At 75.5% G+C, this 23,422-nt stretch carries 1 protein-coding gene; it reads right to left on the bottom strand.

Annotated features, from left to right (window positions below; all coding sequences use genetic code 11):
- Positions 1-16: 16 nt before the first annotated feature.
- Entirely contained in the window at positions 17-23,413 is a 23,397-nt protein-coding gene (locus ACGFI2_RS14330) for a type I polyketide synthase (protein WP_393515975.1), read from the bottom strand.
- Between the last annotated feature and the right edge of the window lie 9 nt (positions 23,414-23,422).

The raw sequence follows: 23,422 nt of genomic DNA, 5'->3' as shown, positions 1-23,422 counted from the left end.
GGGCCCCCGACCTCCGTCACGCCTGGTCGAGCTGCTGCTTGATGAAGTCGATCAGCTCGTCGTCGCTGGCCGACATCAGCTCGTCGGGGGTCGTCTCCACCGTTTCCACCGGGCGTCCGGTGTTCCACCGCGACAGGAACGCGTTGAGCCGCATGGCGATCCGGGCGCGGGCGACGCCGTCGAGTTCGACGCCGGCGGCCTCCAGGTGGTCGAGCTGGGCGAGGAACGGCTCCACGGCCGACTCCGGCGCCCCGACGACGAGGTCGTGCAGCAGCGTGGCCACCGCGGCCGGGCTGGGGTGGTCGAACACCAGGCTGGCCGGCAGCTCGGCGCCGGTGGCGGCCTTGAGCCGGTTACGCAGCTCGACGGCGGTCAGGGAGTCGAAGCCGAGTTCCTTGAACGCGCGGCCGCCCGGTACGGTGGCGATCGTGGCGTGCCCGAGGACGGCGGCCACCTCCCGGCGTACCAGCGTCAGCAGTTCTTCCGCCTGCTCGCCGCGCGGCAGCGGCAGCAACCGCTCGCGGAGGCCGGCGTTCGCCCGGGGCGCGTCGACCGGCCGCTCCCCGGCCAGCAGGTCGGCGAAGAGCGCGGACGGCCGCCCGGCCGTGAAGGTCTCGGCGAACCGCTCCCAGCTGACGTCGGCGACGGTGACCTCGACGTCGCCGCCGTCGACCGCCCGTTCCAGCGCGGCCATGGCGGCCGTCGGGTCCAGCGCGGCCAGGCCGCGACCGCGCAGGTACTCCTCGGCCTCCGGGTCGGCCGCCATGCCGGAACCGGCCCAGGGGCCCCACGCGATCGCGGTGCCCTTCTGCCCGCGGTCGCGCCGGGACCGGACGAGCGCGTCGAGGAACGCGTTGCCGGCCGCGTACGCGCCCTGCCCGCCGCTGCCCCACACCCCGGAGATCGACGAGAACACCAGGAACAGGTCCAGGTCACGGGTCTGCGCGTCGAGGTTGACCGCGCCGGCCACCTTGCCGTGCAGCACCTCGGCGAACTCGGCCGGCGTGACGTCGGCCAGCCCGGTGAGCCCGTTGACCCCGGCGGCGTGCACGACGCCGGTCAGGTCCGACACGGTCGCGAGCAGCTCGGCCAGTGCGGCCGGGTCGGCCACGTCGCACGCCGAGACGGTCGCCCGCGCGCCGAGCCCGGCCAACTCGGCGACCAGGTCGGCGGCTCCCGGCGCGTCCGGTCCGCGGCGGGACACCAGCAGCAGGTGCTCGGCGCCCCGGGCGGCCAGCCAGCGGGCGGTTTGCGCGCCGAGCGCGCCGGTTCCGCCGGTGACGAGGATCGTGCCGCGCGGCTGGTAGGGGGTCGCCGCGACCGGCGCCGCGGCGGGGCGCAGGCGGCGGACGAGGACCCCGGCGGGACGTACGGCGATCTGGTCCTCCCCGGCCACGGTCAGCGCCGCGGCCAGCCGGTCGGCGTCCCGGGCGGTCAGCGCCGCGGGCACGTCGACCAGGCCACCCCAGCGGCGCGGGAACTCCAGCGCCGCCACCCGGCCGAGCCCCCAGAGCTGGGCCTGGGCCGGGTCGCCGAGCGGCTCGACCGCGGCGACCGACACCGCGCCGCGGGTCAGGCACCACAGCGGGGTGAGCACGTCGGCGTCGTCGAGCGCCTGCAACAGCGTGGTCAGCCGGGTGGCGGCGTCCGGGCCGTCGAACACGCACAGCATCCCGGCCGGTTCCGGCCGGTCGGCGAGCTGTTCCGCCAACTCGCGCCGGTCGACGTCGGCGTCGAGCACCAGCTCGGCCGGGTCCGCGCCGGCCGCTCCCAGCGCCGCGACGACGTCCTCGGCGTCGCCGCCCGCGGTGACGACCAGCCAGTTCCCGGCGAGCCGTGGCGTGGCCGGCGGGTCGATCCGCTGCCAGGCCGGGGCGTAACGCCAGGCGTCGGTGGGGGACGCCGCGGCCGGGCGGGCCGCGGGGCTGACCTCGGGCCAGAACCGCTGCCGCTGGAACGGGTACGTGGGCAGGTCGGCCAGCCGGCCGCGGTGACCACCGAAGACCGCGGCCCAGTCCACGTCGACGCCGGCCACGTGCAGCGCGGCGGTCGCCTGGAGCACCGCGGTCGCCTCGTCCCGGTCCCCGCGCAGCATCGGGGCGAGCGTGAAGGCGCCGTCCCGGTCGGCCAGGCACGACTGCACCATCCCGGCCAGCACGCCGGACGGGCCCACCTCGGCGAACCGGGTGACGCCGGCGCCGGCCAGGTGGCCCACGCCGTCGGCGAACCGGACCGCCTCCCGGACGTGGCGCACCCAGTACCCGGTCGAGAAGCTCTCGACCGGTTCGTTTGTCAGGTTGGACAGCACCGGGATGCGCGGCGCCTGGTACGCGACGTCCGCGATCGCCGACGCGAACTCGGCCAGCATCGGCTCCATCAGCGGGGAGTGGAACGCGTGCGAGACGTTGAGCCGGGTGGTCTTCGCGAACCGCGGCGCCAACTCGTCGATCGCCTCGGCCGAGCCGGAGACGACGACGGCCGTGGGGCCGTTGATCGCGGCGATGCCCACCCGGTCGGCGTACCGGGTCAGCACGTCGCGTACCTCGGCCTCGGTGGCCTGCACCGCCAGCATCGCCCCGCCCGCCGGCAGCGCCTGCATCAGCCGGCCGCGCGCGGCGACCACTGTCACCGCGTCGTCGAGGGACAGCGCGCCGGCCACGTGCGCGGCCACGATCTCGCCGATCGAGTGGCCCAGCAGGTGGTCCGGGGTGACGCCCCACGACTCCAGCAGGCGGAAGAGCGCCACCTCGACCGCGAAGAGCCCGGCCTGGGTGTGGTCGGTGCGGTGGATCAGCTCGGATCCGCCGAGGACGACCTCGCGCAGCGGGGTGTCGAGCAGGCCGTCGAACCGGGCGCAGACGGCGTCGAACGCGGCGGCGTAGACCGGGTGCCGCTCGTACAGTCCGCGTCCCATGTGCGGACGCTGTGAGCCCTGCCCGGAGAACAGGAAGGCGAGCCCGCCGCGGGTCGCCGCGCCCCGGACCAGGTTGCCGGCCGGCTCGTCCCGTTCGAGCGCGCCGAGGCCGGCCCGGAAGTCGTCCGGGTGCGTACCGATCACCACGGCCCGGTGCTCCAGCGCGCGACGGCCCAGCGCGAGGTCGTGTCCGACGCGGAAGACGTCCTGGTCCGGCTGGGCGCCGAGGCGGGCGGCCTGATCGCGTACGCCGGCCGGGGTCTTCGCGGACAGCAGCCAGGCCACCGGGCCGGCCGGGATCTCGACGTCGGCCGGCTCCTCCTCGTACGCCTCCAGGATGGTGTGCGCGTTGGTGCCGCTGAGGCCGAACGACGAGACGCCCGCGCGGCGCGGACGGTCCCCGGCCGGCCAGTCCCGCGCCTCGGTGAGCAGCTCGACCGAGCCGGCCGACCAGTCCACGTGCGGGGTCGGCGCGTCCACGTGCAGCGTCGGGGGCAGCACGCCGTGGCGCAGCGCCAGCACCATCTTGATGACGCCGGCCACGCCCGCGGCGGCCTGGGTGTGCCCGATGTTGGACTTGATCGAGCCGAGCCAGAGCGGGTGGTCCCGGTCCTGGCCGTACGCGGCGATCAGCGCCTGGGCCTCGATCGGGTCGCCGAGCTTCGTGCCGGTGCCGTGCGCCTCCACCGCGTCCACGTCGGACGGAGTGAGGCCGGCCGAGACGAGCGCCTGCCGGATGACCCGCTGCTGCGACGGCCCGTTCGGGGCGGTCAGACCGTTGCTGGCGCCGTCCTGGTTGATCGCGGAGCCACGCACGACGGCGAGGATCTGGTGGCCCTGCCGCCGGGCGTCGGAGAGCCGCTCGACGACGAGGACGCCGGCGCCCTCCGCCCAGCCGGTGCCGTCGGCGGCCGCGGCGAAGGCCTTGCACCGGCCCTCGGCGGCGAGCCCGTCCTGCCGGGCGAACTCCACGAACGCGCCCGGGGTGGACATCACCGTCACGCCGCCGACGACCGCCAGCGAGCACTCCCCGGCCCGCAGGGCCTGCATCGCCAGGTGCAGCGCGACGAGCGAGGAGGAGCAGGCGGTGTCGACGGTCATCGCCGGGCCCTCGAGCCCGAACGTGTAGGCGATCCGGCCGGACAGGACCGCGGCGGCGTTGCCGGTGCTCACGAAGCCGTCGACGAGCGGGTCGCCGGAGCCGAGCACGACTCCGGTGTAGTCCTGGCCGTTGGTGCCGGCGAAGACCCCGGTGCGGCTGCCGCGCAGCGACCCCGGATCGATGCCTGCTCGTTCGAACGCCTCCCACACCGATTCCAGCAGCACCCGCTGCTGCGGGTCCATCGCCAGCGCCTCGCGGGGCGACACCCCGAACAGTTCCGCGTCGAACGCGGTGGCGTCCTCGACGAAGCCGCCGACGCCGACCGGCAGGCCGGCGCCCCAGCCGCGGTCGGTCGGGAAGCCGGACAGCCCGTCGCCGCCCGCGAGCAGCAGTTGCCACAGCTCGTCGGGGTTGGTGACGCCGCCGGGGAACCGGCAGGACATGCCGACGATGACGATCGGGTCGTCGCCGTCGCGTTCCGGACCGCCCGCCGGTTCCGCCGGCGCGCCGGCCGTGCCGGTCAGCTGCTCACGCAGGTGGTCGGCGAGCGCGGCCGGGGTGGGGTGGTCGAAGACCAGCGTCGCGGGCAGCGGCATCGCGGTCGCCCGGGTGAGCAGGTTGCGCAGCTCGACCCCGGTCAGCGAGTCCAGGCCCAGGTCGCGGAACGCGCGGTCCGGGTCGATGTCGGCGGCGGAACCGTGGCCGAGCACCAGCGCCGTGCTCTCGCAGACCACCCGCCGCAGCTCCGCCGGCGAGATGCCGGCGGCCACCGCCGTGCCGGCGGCATCCTGCCGGGAGACGGGTGCGAGCACGTCGAGCAGCCGGTCGGTGCGGCCGGTGGCCATCACCGGCCAGTCGGCGTCGGCGACCAGGACCGCCGGCGTGCCCTCGGCGACGGCCGACGCGAACGCCGCCATCGCGCGCGCCGGGTCCATCGGCGCGAGGCCGCCCCGGCTCAGCCGCCGGCCGACCGCGTCTCCGCCGGCCATGCCGCCGTCGGCCCAGGGTCCCCAGGCGATCGACGTGGCGGGGAGACCGCGGGCCTGCCGGTCCCGGGCGAGCGCGTCCAGACCGGCGTTCGCCGCCGCGTAGTTGGCCTGCCCCGGGCTGCCGATCGTGCCGGCCACCGAGGAGAACAGCACGAACATCGAGAGGTCGCCGGTCAGCTCGTCCAGGAGGCGGGCGGTTCCCACCTTCACCCGGGCGACCTCGGTGATCCGTTCCGGGGTGAGGGATTCCAGGACGCCGTCGTCGAGGATGCCGGCCGCGTGCACGACGCCCCGCCAGGGCTGGGCGGCGACCAGTTCCCGCAGCGCCGCCTCGTCGGTGACGTCGCAGGCCGCCACGGTCGCCTCGGCGCCGAGGGCGGTGAGTTCCGCGAGCAGGTCGGCGGCGCCGGGCGCGTCGAGGCCGCGTCGGCTGCTCAGCACCAGCCGGCCGACTCCGGCCTCGGCGAGCCAGCGGGCGACGTGCGCGCCGAGCGCGCCGGTCCCGCCGGTGATCAGCACCGGGCCGTCCGGCGGTACGAAGTCGGCGCCGGTGCCGGGCGCCCGGTCGAGCCGGCGGGCGAACGCCCCGGCGGGGCGGATCGCGACCTGACTCTCGTCGCGCCGGGCCAGTGTCGCGACGAGCCGGTCGGCGGCCCGCTCGTCGAGCGCCGGCGGCAGGTCGACGAGGCCGCCCCAGCGGTGCGGCAGTTCCAGCGCGGCCACCTGGCCGAGCCCCCAGACCTGGGCGGCGGCGACGTCGGTCAGCGGCTCGGACGCCGCGACGCTCACCGCGCCGCGGGTCAGGCACCACAGCGGGGCGTCCGATTCCACGTCGCCGAGCGCCTGCAGCAGGGCGGTGGTGACGAGGACGCTGTCGTCGCCGGGGCCGGGCAGCACGACGACCCCGTCGAACGCCTCGTCGAGCAGCCGGTCGGCGATGGAGTAGCGGTCGTCGCCGGACGTGAGGGGCAGCCGGGCCGGTTCGGCGCCGGCGCGGGTGAGCGCGGCGGTGACGTCCGCCGGGTCGGTCCCGTCGGCGGTGACCACGAGCCAGCGTCCGGCGAGTGCCGTCCGGGCGAGGTCGATCGGCTGCCAGGTGACGTGGTGGTGCCAGGTGTCGTTCTCGGCCGGCCGGTCGCCGTGGTGGCGGCAGGCGGTGACCGGTTCGGCCCAGTAGTGCTTGTGGTGGAAGGCGTACGTGGGCAGGTCGACGCGGGGCGCGGCCGGCAGGATCGCCGTCCAGTCGACCGGCACGCCGACGGTCCACAGCTTCGCGACCGCGTCGAGCACCGTGGCCGCCTCGTCACGGTCCCTGCGCAACGCCGCCGCGTAGGTGAGATCCGGCGCGGCCAGCGCGGACAACACACCCGCCGGCCCGACCTCCAGGCACCGGGTCACCCCGTGGCCGGCGAGCCACTGCATGCCGTCGCCGAAGCGCACCGCCTCCCGCACGTGCCGCACCCAATACTCGGAAGTGAACTCCTCCACCGGCTCACCGGTCAGGTTCGACACCACCGGAATCCGCGGCCGGGCGTAGTCGATCTCCGCGGCCACGGACGCGAACTCGGCCAGCATCGGCTCCATCAACGACGAGTGGAACGCGTGCGACACCGTCAACCGGGTCGCCTTCGCGAACCGCGAGGCCAGCTCGTCGATCGCGTGCGCCGGGCCGGAGATGACGATCGAGGTCGGGCCGTTGACCGCCGCGATGTCGACACCGGCGCCGGCGATGATCTCCCGTACCGACTCCTCGGTCCCCTGCACCGCGAGCATCGCCCCGCCGGCGGGCAGGCCCTGCATGAGCACGCCCCGCAGCGCCACCAGGGAGACGGCGTCGTCCAGGTCGATGACGTCGGCGACGTGCGCGGCGGCGATCTCCCCGATCGAATGGCCCAGCAGGTAGTCCGGGGTGATCCCCCACGACTCGACGAGCCGGAACAACGCCACCTCGACCGCGAACAGACCGGCCTGCGTGTACACCGTCCGGTGGATCGCCTCGGAGTCGATCGCGTCGCGCAACGGCACGTCCAGCACCATGTCGAAGCGGGCACAGATCGCGTCGAACGCCGCCGCGAACACCGGGAACCGCGCCGCCAGCCCGACACCCATCCCGACGCGCTGCGCGCCCTGCCCGGTGAACAGGAACGCCAAACCGCCTTCGGACACCACACCCGACACCGCGGGCGCCCGCAGACCGGCCAGGAAGTCGGCACGGGCTCCGGCCAGCACCACCGCCCGGTGCTCCAGCGCCGCCCGACCCGTCGCCAGCGACCACGCCACCGCCGCCGCATCCAGCTCCGGCTCAGCGGCCACGACGTCGTGCAACCGCCGCACCTGCCCGGCCAGCGCCTCCGCCGACCGCGCCGACACCAGCCACGGCAGCGGACCCTCGACCACGGGCTGCTCGGCCAGCCCCTGCGCCGACACCGCCGACACCGGCGGCCCCTCGGCCTCGGCCGCCTCGACCACGGCCGGCTCCGCCAGGATCAGGTGCGCGTTGGTGCCACTGATCCCGAACGCGGACACCGCCGCCCGCCGCGCCCGCTCCCGCGCCCGCCACGGCTGAGCCGCCGTGAGCAGCTCCACCGCGCCTGCGGACCAGTCCACGTGCGGGGACGGCTCGTCGACGTGCAACGTCGCCGGCAACACACCATGGCGCATCGCCATGACCATCTTGATGATCCCCGCCACACCCGCCGCCGCCTGGGTGTGACCGATGTTCGACTTGATCGAACCCAACCACAACGGCCGCTCACGATCCTGCCCATAGGTCGCCAGCAACGCCTGCGCCTCAATCGGATCACCGAGCTTCGTGCCCGTACCGTGTGCCTCCACCACGTCCACGTCGGCACTCGTCAGACCAGCACTCGCCAGGGCCTGACGGATCACCCGCTGCTGCGCCGGACCATTCGGCGCCGTCAGACCGTTCGACGCGCCGTCCTGGTTGATCGCGGAACCGGCGATCACGGCCAGGACCCGGTGCCCGAGCCGCTCCGCGTCACCACGACGCTCCACCAGCAGCATCCCGACGCCCTCGCCCCAACCCGTGCCGTCGGCGCCACCGGCGAACGACCTGCACCGCCCGTCCGACGACAGGCCGTCCTGACGGGCGAACTCCGCGAACACCTCCGGACCCGTGATCACCGTGACCCCACCCGCCAACGCCAGATCACACTCACCACTACGCAACGCCTGCGCCGCCAGATGCAACGCCACCAACGACGACGAACACGCCGTGTCCACAGTCATCGCCGGCCCCTCGAACCCGAACGAGTACGACACCCGACCCGAGATCACACTGTTCGCCGTACCGGTGAGCGCATGACCATCCGCACCGTCAGCGGTGTAACCCGAGTGCGACGCGCCGACGAACACCCCGACCGGGCGACCCCGCAGCGACCGCGGATCCAGCCCGCACCGTTCCAGCGTCTCCCACGACACCTCCAGCAGCAGCCGCTGCTGCGGATCCATCGCCACCGCCTCACGCGGCGAGATCCCGAACAGGCCCGCGTCGAACTGCGCGGCGGTGTGCACGAAACCACCGGTCTGGGCGTACGGCGTCCGGGCCGGCACCTGCCATCCCCGGTCGATCGGGAACCCGGAGGTGCCGTCCACGCCGTCCGCGACGAGCCGCCACAGGTCCTCCGGTGACTCGACGCCACCGGGATAGCGGCAGGCCATCCCGACGATGACGATGTCGTCGCCCGCCACCGGCGCCGACACCGGCACGATCACCTCCGACGGGACGCCGCCGAGCAGGTCGTGCAGGTGCCGGGCCAGGGCCTCCGGCGAGGGATGGTCGAACACCAGCGACGACGGCAGGGGCAGGGACAGCTCGCGCTGGAGGGCGTTGCGCAGGTCGACCGCGGTCAGCGAGTCGAAACCGAGGTCGTGGAACGCCGTCGCCGGGGTGATCTCGGTGGCGTCGGCGAAGCCGAGCACCGCGGCGGCCCGCATCCGTACCAGGTCGAGGAGCGCGGGCAGCTCGCGCCGTGCGCCCGGTTCGGACGCCGCCGGCGTCGCGGCGTGCGGGGCGACCAGGCCGTCGAAGAGTCGGCTCGGGCGGCCGGCGGTGAACGCGTCGGTGAACCGCGGCCAGTCGACGTCGGCGACGACGAGTTCGGTGTCGCCGTGGTCGACGGCCCGCGCGAACGCGGTCATCGCCAGCGCCGGTCGCATCGCCCTGAGGCCCCGGCGGCGCAGGTGGTCGGCGGCCACGTCGTCCGAGGCGAGGCCGATCTCGGCCCACGGACCCCAGGCCACGGCGGTGGCCGGGGCGCCCCGGGCGGCGCGCGCGGCGGCCAGCGCGTCGAGGTGGGCGTTGGCGGCGGCGTACGCGGCCTGGCCGCCGCTGCCCCAGATGCCGGCGATCGAGGAGAAGACGACGAACCGGTCCAGGTCGGCCTCGGTGAGCAGGGCGTCGAGGTGGACCGCGCCGAGCACCTTTCCGGTGACGACGTCGGCGTACCCGGCGGTGTCGGTGTGCGCCAGGTCGAGCGAGGGTGCGACGCCCGCGGCGTGCACCACGGCGTGCACCGGCACGTCGGGGGCGATGCCGTCGAGGACCGCGACGAGCGCGTCCCGGTCGGCGACGTCGACCGCCGCGACGGTGACCCGGCTGCCCAGCGTGACCAGCTCGGTCTGGAGGGCCCGCGCCCCGGGGGCGTCGATTCCCCGGCGGCTGGTGAGCAGCAGGTGGGGCGCGCCCCGGGCGGCCAGCAGGCGGGCCACCTCGGCGCCGAGCGCCCCGGTGCCGCCGGTGATGACGGTCGTGCCGCGGGGCTGCCACGGCGTCGCCGGCCGGCTCACCGGCGCCGCGGTGATGCGACGCCCGAAGACCCCGGAGGCGCGTACGGCGATCTGGTCCTCGGTCCGCTGGGCGAGCGCCGCGGCGAGCCGCTCTCCGGCCTTGGCGTCGAGGGTGTCGGGCAGGTCGATCAGGCCGCCCCAGCGCTGCGGCAGTTCCAGCGCGGCGACCCGGCCGAGGCCCCAGAACTGGGCCTGGGCGGGCCGTCGCAGCGGGTCGGAGCGGCCGACCGACACCGCGCCACGGGTGACGCACCACAGCGGGGCGGCGATGTCCGCGTCGGCCAGGGCACGGATCAGGTCGAGGGTGACGCCGATCCCGGCCGGAACCGCCGGGTGGCGGGGGTCGGGCGCGTCGGCCGGCCCGGTGAGGGCGAGGACGCCGGTCAGCTCCGGGTGGTTGCCGAGCCGGTCGGGGCCGGTCGCCAGCCGGACCGTGGCGCCGGCCGTCTCCAGCGCGTCCCGCACGCCGGACGGATCGACGTCTTCCGGGGCGACGAGCAGCCAGACGCCGGTCAGGTGGCCGGCCGGCAACGCGTCGAAGGGCTGCCAGCCGGCCCGCATCCGCCAGCCGTCGGCGGTGGTCGCCGCCCGGCTGCGGCGCCGCCAGGACGACAGCACCGGGACCACCGGGCGCAGCAGGTCGTCGGTGGCGTCGAGCACGCCGGCGAGGCCGGTGAGGTCTTCGCGCTCGACGGCGTCCCAGAAGCCGGCGTCGCCGGACTCGGCGTCGAGCGCGGACGCGGGCCGCCGGCCGGGGTCGAGCCAGAACCGCTCGTGCTGGAAGGCGTACGTGGGCAGGTCGACCACGGTGCCGCCGGGGTGTGCGGTCACCGCCGCCCAGTCCACGTCGTGCCCGGCGACGTGCAGGTCGGCCAGCGCCTGGAGCACCGTCCGGTCCTCCTCGGCGTCCTTACGCAGGGCCGGGGTGCTCGTCAGCGTCGGGGCGACGTCGCGGGCCATGGTGGTGAGGACGGCGGCCGGCCCGATCTCCACGCACCGGCTCACGCCGTGCGCCGCGAGCCATTCCACCCCGTCGGCGAACCGCACCGTCTCCCGCACGTGTCGCACCCAGTAGTCGGCGGTGAACTCCTCGATGGGCTGGCCGGTCAGGTTCGACACCACCGGAAGGCGCGGCGTCCCGAACGTGACGGGCTCGATCGCCGCCGCGAACTCGGCCAGCATCGGCTCCATCAACGACGAGTGGAACGCGTGCGACACGGTGAGCCGGGTGGTCTTGGCGAAGCGCGGCGCCAGCTCGTCGATCGCCTCGACCGGGCCGGAGACGACCACCGACGTCGGCCCGTTGACCGCGGCGATGTCGACGCCCGTGCCGGTGATGGTCTCCCGCACCGACTCCTCGGACGCCTGCACCGCGAGCATCGCCCCGCCGGCCGGCAGCGCCTGCATCAACCGACCCCGGGCCGCCACCAACGTCACCGCGTCAGGCAGCGACAGCACACCCGCGACGTGGGCCGCGGCGATCTCGCCGATCGAGTGGCCCAGCAGGAAGTCGGGGGTCGTCCCCCACGACTCCAGCAGCCGGAACAGGGCGACCTCGACCGCGAACAGCCCTGCCTGGGTGTGCACCGTCTGATGGATCGCGTCGGAGTCGAGGGCCTCCCGCAACCCGTCGAACCGGGCCACGATCCCGTCGAACGCCGCCGCGAAGACCGGGAACCGCTCGGCCAGCCCGGCACCCATCCCGACCCGCTGCGCGCCCTGACCGGTGAACAGGAACGCGGTCTTCCCGGCCGTGGCGGCGCCACCGGCCCGGCCGGACTCGATGTCGGCGAGGCCGGTCAGGAAGCCCGGTACGTCGGACGCGACGACCGCGGCACGATGGGCGAGCCGGGCCCGCGTCGTGGCCAGCGAGACCGCGACGTCGGCCGGCGCCGGGCCGTCGGCGAGCAGCTCCCGCAGGTTGGCGGCCTGCGCCCGCAGCGCCGCCTCGGTACGGCCGTGCACCGTCCAGACCACGGGACGGTCCACCGGCTCCGGCGCGGACGGTACGGCTTCCACCGGCGGCGCTTCGAGGATCGCGTGCGCGTTGGTGCCGCTGATGCCGAACGACGACACGGCGAACCGCCGGGGCCGGTCGTCGGCGCCGTCCCACGGTCGCGCCTCGGTCAGCAGTCGCACGGAGCCGGTGGACCAGTCGACCTGAGGGGTCGGCTGGTCGACGTGCAGGGAGGCCGGCAACGTGTGGTGCCGCAGCGCCATCACCATCTTGATGATCCCGGCGACGCCGGCGGCGGCCTGGGTGTGGCCGATGTTGGACTTCACCGAGCCGAGCCACAACGGCCGGTCCCGGTCCTGGCCGTAGGTGGCCAGCAGCGCCTGCGCCTCGATCGGGTCGCCGAGCGCGGTGCCGGTGCCGTGCGCCTCGACCACGTCGACGTCGGTCGGGGCGAGGTCCGCGTTCGCCAGCGCCTGAGTGATGACCCGCTGTTGGGCGGGGCCGTTGGGGGCGGTGAGGCCGTTGGAGGCGCCGTCGGAGTTGACCGCGCTGCCGCGCACCACCGCGAGGATCCGGTGGCCGAGGCGCTGCGCGTCGGACAGCCGCTCGACCACCAGCACCCCGGCGCCCTCGGCCATGCTCGTGCCGTCGGCGGCGGCCGCGAACGGCTTGCACCGGCCATCGGCGGCCAGCCCGCGCTGCCGGGCGAACAGCGTGAAGATGCCCGGATTGGTGAGCACGGTGACGCCGCCGGCCAGGGCGAGATCGCACTCGCCGGCGCGCAGCGCCTGTACGGCCAGGTGCAGCGCGACCAGCGAGGAGGAGCAGGCGGTGTCGATGGTCACGGCCGGGCCTTCGAGGCCGAACTGGTAGGCGACCCGGCCGGACATGATGCTTGTCGCCGCGCCGGTCAGCAGGTGTCCTTCCACCTCGTCGGGCAGCTCGACGCCGACGCCGTAGTTGGAGGACGCCGCGCCGACGAACACGCCTGTGGGTGAGCCGCGTAGCGAGTCCGGGGAGATTCCGGCGCGCTCCAGCGCCTCCCACGACACCTCCAGCAGCAGCCGCTGCTGGGGGTCCATCGCCAGGGCCTCACGCGGGGAGATACCGAACAGGCGGGCGTCGAAGTCGGCGGCGGCGTCGACGAATCCGCCTTCGCGCACGTAGGTGGTGCCGGGGCGGTCCGGGTCCGGGTCGTACAGGTTCGCCAGGTCCCAACCCCGATCCTGCGGGAACCCGGTAATCGCGTCGCGGCCGCCGGCCACCACGTCCCAGAGCTGCTCCGGCGACGACACGCCACCCGGCAGCCGGCACCCCATGCCCACCACCACGATCGGGTCGTTCCCGACCCCCACCGCGGGCGTGCGGAGACGCGCGACCGGGCCGCCGGCACCGGTCAGCCGCTCGCGCAGGAACCCGGCCAGCGCGGCCGGCGAGGGGTAGTCGAAGACCAGCGTCGCGGGCAGCAGCACACCGGTCGTCGCGCGCAGCCGGTTGCGCAGCTCGACCGAGGTCAGCGAGTCGAAGCCGAGCGCCTTGAACGCCTGGTCGGCTCCCATGGTGTCGGCGGTGCCGTAGCCGAGCACCGCGGCCGCGTTGGTGGTCACCAGGTCGAGCAGGAGGCCGTGCTGTGCGGCCGGCGTCATCCCGGCGAGCTTCGCGGGCAGCGAGCCCGCCTCGGCGCGGGCCGTGTTCGCCTGACGCAGGGCGGGCCGAACGAGTTTCCGGAGCAGGGCCGGCACCTCGACGTCCCCGGCGCGGTAGCCGGACAGGTCCAGACTGATCGGCACCACATGCGGCGACGGTAGGCGCAACGCCTCGTCGAACAACGCCACACCCAACCCCGACGACAACACCCCACCGATACGCGCCACCGCACGCCCACTCAAATGCGACGTCATCTCCGACAACGCCGCCCACAACCCCCACCCCAACGACAACCCCGGCAAACCCTCAGCCCGCCGCCGCGCAACAAGACCATCAAGGAACGCATTCGCCGACGCGTACGCCGCCTGACCCGCCGTGCCGAACGTCGCCGAGGCTGACGAGAACACCACGAACCACGCCAGATCCCGGTCCCGCGTCAACTCGTCCAGATGAGCCGCCGCCACCGCCTTCCCCGCCCACACCGACGCCACCCGCTCCGCCGACAGGCCCTCGAACGCGCCGTCATCGAGCACACCCGCCAGATGCACCACACCCGACAAGTCCTCGATCCCGTCGAGCACCTCCGCCAACGCCGCCCGATCGGCCACGTCCACCGCGACCACCCGTACCTCGGCCCCGGTCTCCCGCAACCGTGCGACGAGATCCTCGGCCCCGGGCGCGGCCGGACCACGACGCGACAGCAGCACCAGATCCCGTACGCCGTGCGCGGCCACCAGGTGCTCCGCGAACAGGCCACCCAGCACGCCCGTGCCACCGGTCAACAGGACCGTGCCCGACGGCGCCGACGGGATCGTCAACACGATCTTGCCGACGTGCCGGCCCTGCGACATGAACCGGAACGCCTCCGCCGCGTCCCGCACGTCCCACGCCCGCAACGGCAGCAGGGCGACCGCGTCGCGTTCGACCAGTTCCACCACCTCGGCCTGGATCGCGGCGATCCGGTCGACGCCGATCCGGGTCAGGTCGAAGACGGAGTACGCGACGCCGCGCGCGGCCGGCTCGTCGGCGTCGCGGATGTCGGCCTTGCCCATCTCCACGAAGCGGCCACCGGCGCCGAGCATCCGCAACGACGCGTCGATGAACTCACCCGCGAGCGAGTTCAACACCACATCCACCGCGCCGAACTTCGCCTCGAAACCGGTGTCCCGCGACGACGCGATGTGCGCGTCGTCCAGACCCAGACCCCGCAACACCTCCCACTTGGCCGGCGACGCGGTCGCGAACACCTCCACCCCCCACGCCCGCGCCAACCGCACCGCCGCCATACCGACGCCACCGGCGCCGGCGTGCACCAACAGCCGCTCCCCCGCCCGCAGGCCGGCCACGTCCCGCAACCCGAAGAACGCCGTCACGAACGCCGTCGACACCGACGCCGCCTGCGCGAACGACCAGCCGGCCGGCATCGGCGACAGCAACCGGTGATCGGTCACCGCCACCGGACCGAAGGCGCCCACGAACGAGCCGAAGACGCGGTCCCCGGCGGCGATGCCGGTGACGTCCGGGGCGACCTCCAGCACGACGCCGGCGCCTTCGGAGCCCATCCGGGCCGGCTCCGGGTAGAGGCCCAGGGCCATCAACACGTCGCGGAAGTTGACGCCGGCGGCGCGCATCGACACCCGCACCTGACCCGCCGCCAACGGCGCCAGCGCGTCCCCGTCCGGCACCAACGCCAGACAGTCCAACGAGGACCCGCCGACCACGTCCAGCCGCCATGCCGGCGCGTCCGGCACCACAAGCGACGACGACGGCAACGCCCGCACCAGGCGCGGCACCCACAGCTCCGACCCGCGCACCGCCACCTGCGGCTCACCCAGGCCGGCCAGCCCGCGCAGGAACCCGTCCTCGCCGTCACCGTCGACGAGCACGATCCGGCCCGGATTCTCCGACTGCGCCGACCGGAGCAGACCCCACACCCCCGCCGCGTACGGGTCGACGACCGTCCCACCGGCCGGCACCGCACCGGGCAGCACGACGACGAGCACGCCGTCGACGCTCGACGCCAGCCAGCCCTGCGCCCGCGTCAACGCCACCGCGGGGTCCGGCGCGTCCACCCGCCACACCTCGGCCGGCACGTCCACGGCCACCGCGTCCCGCAGCGGCGACCAGTCGACCCGCAGCAACGCCGCACGGGTGCCGGCGTCGGCGGCCGGTGTCCCGTCCCAGGCGCGCAGGACGAGGCGGTCGATCGAGGCCACCGGCGCGCCGGTCGCGTCGGCCAGCCGCACCGCCACGCCGCCGCCGTCGGCGGGCGTCAACCGCACCCGCAGCATCGACGCGCCCCGGGCGAACAGTCGGACCCCGGACCACGAGAACGGCAGCATCGGGCCGGACCCGGCGCCGGTCGGCGCGCCGAGCCCGATCCCGTGCAGCGCCGCGTCGAGCAGGGCCGGGTGCACGCCGTACGCCCCGGGCGTCACCGACTCGGGCAGCTCGACCTCGGCGTACACATCGTCGCCGGCCCGCCAGGCCCGCCGCAGCCCACGGAAGGCGGGACCGTAGCCGTACCCCGCCTCGACGCCGGCCCGGTAGAACCCGTCCACGTCGACGGCGACCGCCCCCGACGGCGGCCAGGTCTCCGGCTCCTCGGTGGCAGCGTGGCCCGCCGCACCGAGCACGCCGGACGCGTGGCAGACCCAGTCGTCCCCGTCGTCCAGCGGGTTGTCGCCGCCGGCGCGGGAGAACACCCGGACCGTCCGGTCGCCGTCCGCCTCGGGCGCGCCGACCCGGACCTGCACCGACACCCCGCCGTCCGCGGTCAGCGCCAGCGGCGCGTGCAGCGAGAGATCCCGCACGGCCGCCGCGCCGACGGCGAGACACGCCTGCCAGGCCAGCTCGACGAACGCGGTGCCGGGCACGACGATCCGGCCGGCGACCGCGTGGTCGGCGAACCACGGCAGCGTCGCGAGCGTCCAGCGCCCGGAGAGCACGAGACCGTCCCCGTCGGCCAGCACGACGCCGGCGCCGAGCAGCGGGTGGCGGACCTCGGTGAGGCCGATCGCGGCCGCGTCGCCGCTCCGCACGGTCACCGCGGGCCAGAACCGCTGCCGGTCGAACGCGTACGTCGGCAGCTCGCCGGCGGGACCGTCGCCGGTCAGCGCCGGCCAGTCGACGCGACCGCCCCGCTGCCAGAGGTCACCGGCCGAACGGATCAGCTGGGCCATGCCGCCGGCGTCCCGGCGTAGTGAGCCGGTCGCCGCGCCGCCGCGCTCGTCGATGCCCGCGGTGAGCACCGGGTGCGGGCTGGCCTCGACGAACAGCCGGTGCCCGGCCTCGATCAGCCCGGTCACGACCTCGTCGAAGCGCACCGGGCGGCGCAGGTTCTCGAACCAGTACGCCGCGTCCAGCTCGGCGCCCTCGACCGGGCCGCCGGTGACCGTGGAGTGGAACGGCACCGTGCCCGCCCGCGGGGCCAACCCGTCGAACGCGGCCAGCAACTCCGCCCGCAGGCTGTCCACGTGCGCGCTGTGCGAGGCGTAGTCGACCGGCACCCGCCGGCACCACACGCCCCGGTCCGCACACCGCGCGGCGACCTCCTCGATGCCGGCCGAGTCGCCCGACAGCACCACCGACGCGGGGCCGTTCGTCGCCGCCACGGAGACCCCGGCCACGTCCTCGGTCAACGTGGCCGCGGTGTCCGGGTCGGCCGCGACCGCGAGCATCCCGCCGGTGCCGGCGATCGCCCGCAGGGCCTGCGAGCGCACCGCCACCACCCGCGCGCCGTCCGGCAGGGTGAGGATCCCGGCCACCACGGCCGCCGCGATCTCGCCCTGCGAGTGACCGACCACGCCGGCGGTCGCGACCCCCAGGGACTGCCACACCGCGGCCAGCGACACCATCACCGCCCAGAGCACCGGCTGCACGACGTCGACCCGCGACATCCAGCCGTCGTCGTCGGACCGCAGGACGTCGAGGAGGTTCCAGTCCACGTACGGGTGCAGCGCCGCCGCGCACTCGGCGATCCGCGCGGCGAACACCGGCGACTCGTCCAGCAGCGCCGCGGCCATGCCGAGCCACTGGCTGCCCTGCCCCGGGAACACCAGCACCACGGCGCCGTCGCCGTCCGCCGCCGGGGGACCCGCCGGCACGGTCGCCAGTTCGGCGACCAGTTCGTCCGCCGTGCCGCCGACGACGACGGCCCGGTGGGCCAGGCTCGCCCGCGTGGTGGCGAGCGCCCGGGCGACGGCCGCCACGTCCAGGTCCGGTCGACCGGCCGCGAACTCGGCCAGCTTGCCGGCCTGCCCGGCGAGCGCCGCCGTGGAGCGGGCGGACAGGATCCACGGCACGGTCGCCGGGCCCGCCGCCGTCGTCGCCGCCGCCGCGGGGGCGGGGGCGGGGGCGGGCGCGGGGGCCTCCTCGACGATGACGTGGGCGTTGGTGCCGCTCATCCCGAACGAGGACACGCCGGCCCGCCGGACCCGGCCGGCCTCGGCGGGCCACTGCCGGGGCTCGGTCACCAGGCGCACCGCGCCGGTGGACCAGTCCACCTTCGACGACGGGGCGTCGACGTGCAGCGTGGCCGGCAGGGTGTGATGGCGCAGGGCCATCACCATCTTGATGATGCCGGCGACGCCCGACGCGGCCTGGGTGTGCCCGATGTTCGACTTGATCGAGCCCAGCCAGAGCGGCTCGTCGCGGTCCTGGCCGTAGGTGGCCAGCAGCGCCTGCGCCTCGATCGGGTCACCCAGCCTCGTGCCGGTGCCGTGCGCCTCGACCACGTCCACGTCGGCCGGCTGGAGCCGCGCGTTGGCCAGGGCCTGCCGGATCACCCGCTGCTGCGACGGGCCGTTCGGGGCGGTCAGGCCGTTCGAGGCGCCGTCGGAGTTGATCGCGCTGCTGCGCAGCACGGCCAGCACCTCGTGGCCGGCGCGCTCGGCGTCGGACAGCCGTTCGAGCAGGAGCAGGCCGACGCCCTCGCCCCAGCCGGTGCCGTCCGCCGCGTCCGCGAACGCCTTGCACCGGCCGTCCGCCGCCAGCCCGCGCTGGCGGGAGAACTCGGTGAAGATCGTCGGCGTCGACATCAGCGCGACGCCGCCGGTGAGCGCCAGCGTGCACTCCCCGCTCCGCAGCGCCTGCGCGGCCAGGTGGATCGCGACGAGCGACGACGAGCAGGCGGTGTCGACGGTGACCGCGGGACCTTCGAGGCCGAACGCGTACGCGACCCGGCCGGAGACGACGCTCGCCGCGCTGCCGGTGGCGAGGTAGCCCTCGGCGTCGCCGTCCCCGGCGACGAGCAGCGCCAGGTAGTCCTGGCTGTTCGAGCCGATGAACACGCCCGTCCGGCTGCCGTGCAGCGAGGTCGGGTCGATCCGGGCCCGCTCGAACGCCTCCCAGCTGGTCTCCAGCAGCAACCGCTGCTGCGGGTCCATGGCCAGCGCCTCGCGCGGCGAGATGCCGAACATGCCGGCGTCGAAGTCGGCGATGTCGCCGATGAAGCCGCCGTGCCGGGTGTACGAGGTGCCACTGTGGTCGGGGTCCGGGTGGTAGAGCCCGGCGAGGTCCCAACCGCGGTCGGCCGGGAACTCGGACATCCCGTCGCCGCCGGCGGCCACCAGGCGCCACAGGTCCTCCGGGGTCCGGATGTCACCGGCGTACCGGCAGCTGATGCCCACGATGGCGATCGGGTCGTCGGAGCCGGCCGTCTGCTCGACGACAGTGACGGCGGGGCCACCGGCCGCGCCGAGGATCTCCGCGGTGAGGTGGGCGGCCAGCGTGGCCGGGCTCGGGTAGTCGTAGACGAGGCTGGCCGGCAGTGTCAGCCCGGTCGCCGTGTTCAACCTGTCGCGCAGCTCGACCGCGGTCAGCGAGTCGAAGCCGAGCGCCTTGAACGGGCGGTTCGGCTCGACCGCCGCCGGGTCCGCGTACCCGAGCACGGTGGCGACCTCGGTACGGACGAGCACCAGGACCAGCCGGAGGCGCTCGGCCTCGTCGGCGGCCCGCAGCCGGCGTCGCAGCGCGTCGTCGGCGGACGCCCGGGGTGCGGTGTCCGGGGCGGCCGGGCGGTGCGGGAACAGCGCCGACGGGCGGCCGGCGACGAACGCCGGCTGGAACCGGTCCCAGTCGACGTCGGCGACCACGATCTGACAGTCGTCGTGGTCGACCGCGTGGGCCAGCGCCGCGATCGCCCGGCGCGGCGCCAGCGGCCGGAGGCCACGTCGGCGCAGGTAGCTCTCCGCGTCGTCGGCGGTGATCATGCCGTCGCCGGCCCACGGTCCCCAGGCCACCGCGGTCGCGGCCCGGCCCTGGTGGCGGCGGCGGGCGGCGAGGGCGTCCAGGTAGGCGTTGGCGGCGCTGTAGGCGGCCTGGCCGCCACTGCCCCAGATCCCGGAGATGCTGGAGAACAGGACGAAGACGTCGAGGTCGGCGTCGGCGAGCAGCCGGTCGAGGTGCGCCGCGCCGTCCACCTTGGCCCGCAGCACCGCGGCGTACCCGGCCGGGGTGACCTGGTCCAGGGCGGTGGCGTCGATCGCGCCGGCGGTGTGGATCACGCCGGTGACCGGGAGGTCCGCGGGCACCTCGGCGAGGGCGGCGGCGAGGGCGTCGCCGTCGGCGACGTCGCACGCCACGACCGAGACCCGGCTGCCGTACGCGGTCAGCGCGGCCACCCGCTCGGCGACGCCAGGAGCGTCCGCGCCGCGCCGGGACAGCAGCATGATGTGCGGGGTGCCGCGCTCGGCCAGCCAGCGGGCGACGTGCCCGCCGAGGCCGCCGGTGCCGCCGGTGACCAGCACGGTGCCGCGTGGCTGCCAGGCGGCGCCCGGGCCGGGCTCGCCGGCCGGGACCAGGCGCCGGCCGAGCGGCCCGCAGGCCCGCAGCGCGACCTGGTCCTCGCCGTTCTGGGCCAGCACGCCGGCGAGCCGGTCGGTGGCGTCACCGTCCAGGTCGACGAGGCCGCCCCACCGGTCCGGGGCCTCCAGGGCGGCGACCCGGCCGAGACCCCAGAGCCGCGCCGCGTCGGGGTCGGCGACGGCGTCGTCCGGGCCGGCCGCGACGGCGCCGCGGGTCACGCACCAGAGCCGGCCGGTGACCTCGGCGTCGCGCGCCGCGGCGAGCAGCGCGATCACCGAGGTGTCCGGCGCGCCCGCGACGACGATGCCCGCGATGTCGCCGAGCGCGCGCAGGCGGGCGGCGAGTTCGGTACGGTCCGGCTCGTCGCCGACGGCGAAGGGGGACACCGTGGCCCCGCCGAGCCGCAGCGCGGCGGCGATCTCCTCGTCCTCGCCCGCCAGCAGCCAGGTGCCGTCGAGCGTGCCGGGGCCGAGGTCGACCGGTGCCCAGGTGACGCGATGGCGGAGGTCCGCCACGCCGGCCGGGGCGGCGCCGAGCCAGTAGTGCTCCCGCTGGAACGGATAGGTGGGCAGCTCGATCGGGGTGCCGCCCCAGTCGGCGAACATGGCCCGCCAGTCCAGGGCCGCGCCGTGCGCGTGCAGGCGGCCGGCGGCGCCCAGCAGGGTGTGCACCTCGTCGTGGTCGCGCCGGGCGGCCGGGGTGACCACCGTCGGGGCGCCGTCGAGGCAGAGCCGGGTCATCGCGGTGAGCACCGCGTCCGGGCCGGCCTCCAGGAACCGGGTGGTGCCCTGGGCGCGCAGCCACCCGATGCCGTCGGCGAAACGCACCGCCTCCCGTACGTGCCGCACCCAGTGGTCGGCGGTGAACTCCGCCACCGGTTCACCGGTCAGGTTCGACACGACCGGGATCCGCGGGGCGGCGTACGAGATCCCCTGGATCTCGGCGGTGAAGGCGGCCAGCATCGGCTCCATCAGGGCCGAGTGGAAGGCGTGCGACACCGTCAGCCGGGTGGCCTTGGCGAACCGGGGCGCCAGCTCGTCGATCGCCTCGACCGGGCCGGAGAGGACCACCGACGTCGGGCCGTTGACCGCGGCGACGTCCACCCCGGTGCCGGCGATGGCCTCCCGGACGGACTCCTCGGACGCCCGTACCGCGAGCATCGCCCCGCCGGCCGGCAACGCCTGCATGAGGCGACCGCGCGCGGCGACCAGGGTGACCGCGTCGTCCAGGTCCAGCACGCCGGCGACGTGGGCCGCGACGATCTCACCGATCGAGTGACCGAGCAGGAAGTCGGGGCTGATCCCCCAACTCGCCAGGAGCCGGTGGAGCGCGACCTCGAAGGCGAACAGGCCGGCCTGGGAGTGGACGGTCTGGTGGATCTCGTCGGAGTCCAGCGCGGCCCGCAGCCCGTCGAAGCGTTCGACGATCCCGTCGAACGCGTCCGCGAACACCGGGAACGCCTCGGCCAGCGCGCGGCCCATCCCGGGCCGTTGGGCGCCCTGCCCGGTGAACAGGATCGCGGTGCGGCCGGTGTGCACGGCCTCGCGGACCAGGTTCGCGTCCGGGCGCCCGTCGGCCAGGGCGTCGAGCGCGTCCAGCGCGGCGGCACGGTCCCCGGCCAGCACGACCGCCCGGTGCTCCAACGCGGCCCGGGTGGTGGCGGTGGCGAGGCCCAGCGAGACCAGATCGACGGACGGCTCGGCGGTGAGCAGGCCGCGCAGCCGGCCGGCCTGGGCGCGCAGCGCCGCGTCGGAGCCGGCCGCCAGCGGGATCGGCACGATCCGGGGCGTGGTGACGGCCTCGGCGACCGGCCGCTCGACCGGCGGCGCCTCCTCGATGACGGCGTGCGCGTTGGTGCCGCTGATCCCGAACGAGGAGACCGCGGCGCGGCGCGGCTGACCGGTGACCGGCCACGGCCGGGCCTCGGTGAGCAGCTCGACGCCGCCGGGGGCCCAGCCGATGTTCGGGTCCGGGACGCCCGCGTGCAGGGTGCGGGGCAGCTCGCCGTGCCGGATCGCCATGACCATCTTGATGACGCCGGCGATGCCCGAGGCGGCCTGGGTGTGCCCGATGTTCGACTTCAGCGAGCCCAGCCACAGCGAGCGGCCGGTGGCCCGCCCCCGGCCGTAGGTCAGGTGCAGGGCGTGCGCCTCGATCGGGTCGCCCAGCGTGGTGCCGGTGCCGTGGCCCTCGACCACGTCGATGTCGTCGGGGACCAGGCGGGCGGCGGCCAGCGCCTGCCGGATCACCCGTTCCTGCGCGGGCCCGTTGGGGGCGGTGAGCCCGTTCGACGCGCCGTCCTGGTTGACCGCGCTGCCGCGCACCACCGCGAGCACCTCGTGCCCGAGCCGGCGGGCGTCGCTGAGCCGCTCCACCACCAGCACGGCGGCGCCTTCGGACCAGCCGGTCCCGTCGGCGCCGGCGGCGAACGACTTGCACCGGCCGTCGCCGGCCAGGCCACCCTGGCGGGCGAACTCGGCGAACACGGCCGGGCCCGGGATGACGGTGACCCCGCCGACCACGGCCAGCGTGCACTCGCCCTGCCGCAGGGCCTGGGCGGCCAGGTGCAGCGCGACGAGCGACGACGAGCAGGCCGTGTCGATGGTGACGGCCGGGCCCTCCAGTCCGAGCGTGTAGGCGATCCGGCCGGAGATGACGCTGTTGGCGGTGCCGGTGAGCAGGTGTCCCTCGGTCTCCTTGGCCGCGGCGCCGGCCCCGTACCAGGAGGCGGAGGCGCCCACGAAGACGCCGGTGCGGCTGCCGCGCAGCGCCAGCGGGTCGATGCCGGCGCGTTCCACCGTCTCCCACGCCGATTCGAGGATCAGCCGCTGCTGCGGGTCCATCGCGACGGCCTCGCGGGGGCTGATGCCGAACAGGCCCGCGTCGAACGCGTCGGCGTCGTGGACGAAGCCACCCTGCCTGGCGTACGCCGGCGTGTCCGGGGCGTCCGGGATCTCGTCCCAGCCGCGGTTGACCGGGAAGCCCCCGATCGCGTCCCGCCCCTCGACGACGAGCTGCCAGAGCCCGGCCGGGTCGGTCACGCCGCCCGGCAGCCGGCAGCCCATGCCGACGATCGCGATCGGCTCACGTGCCGCGCTCACCAGGTCCCGGTTCTGCTGACGCAGACGTTCGATCTCCTTCAACGAAGCGCGAAGCGCTTCGACCGTCTTCTCGGCGCGGTCGCTCATCGGGATCTC

Source organism: Micromonospora sp. NPDC049282 (assembly GCF_043197045.1).
GTDB lineage: Bacteria > Actinomycetota > Actinomycetes > Mycobacteriales > Micromonosporaceae > Micromonospora.
Note: the sequence above shows the minus strand (reverse complement) of the source record. Positions and strands in the feature narration are given on the sequence as shown.

Excerpts from the sequence above, each read along its gene's own strand:
- ACGFI2_RS14330 (WP_393515975.1), bottom strand. The coding sequence starts at position 23,413 with ATGAGCGACCGCGCCGAGAAGACGGTCGAAGCGCTTCGCGCTTCGTTG.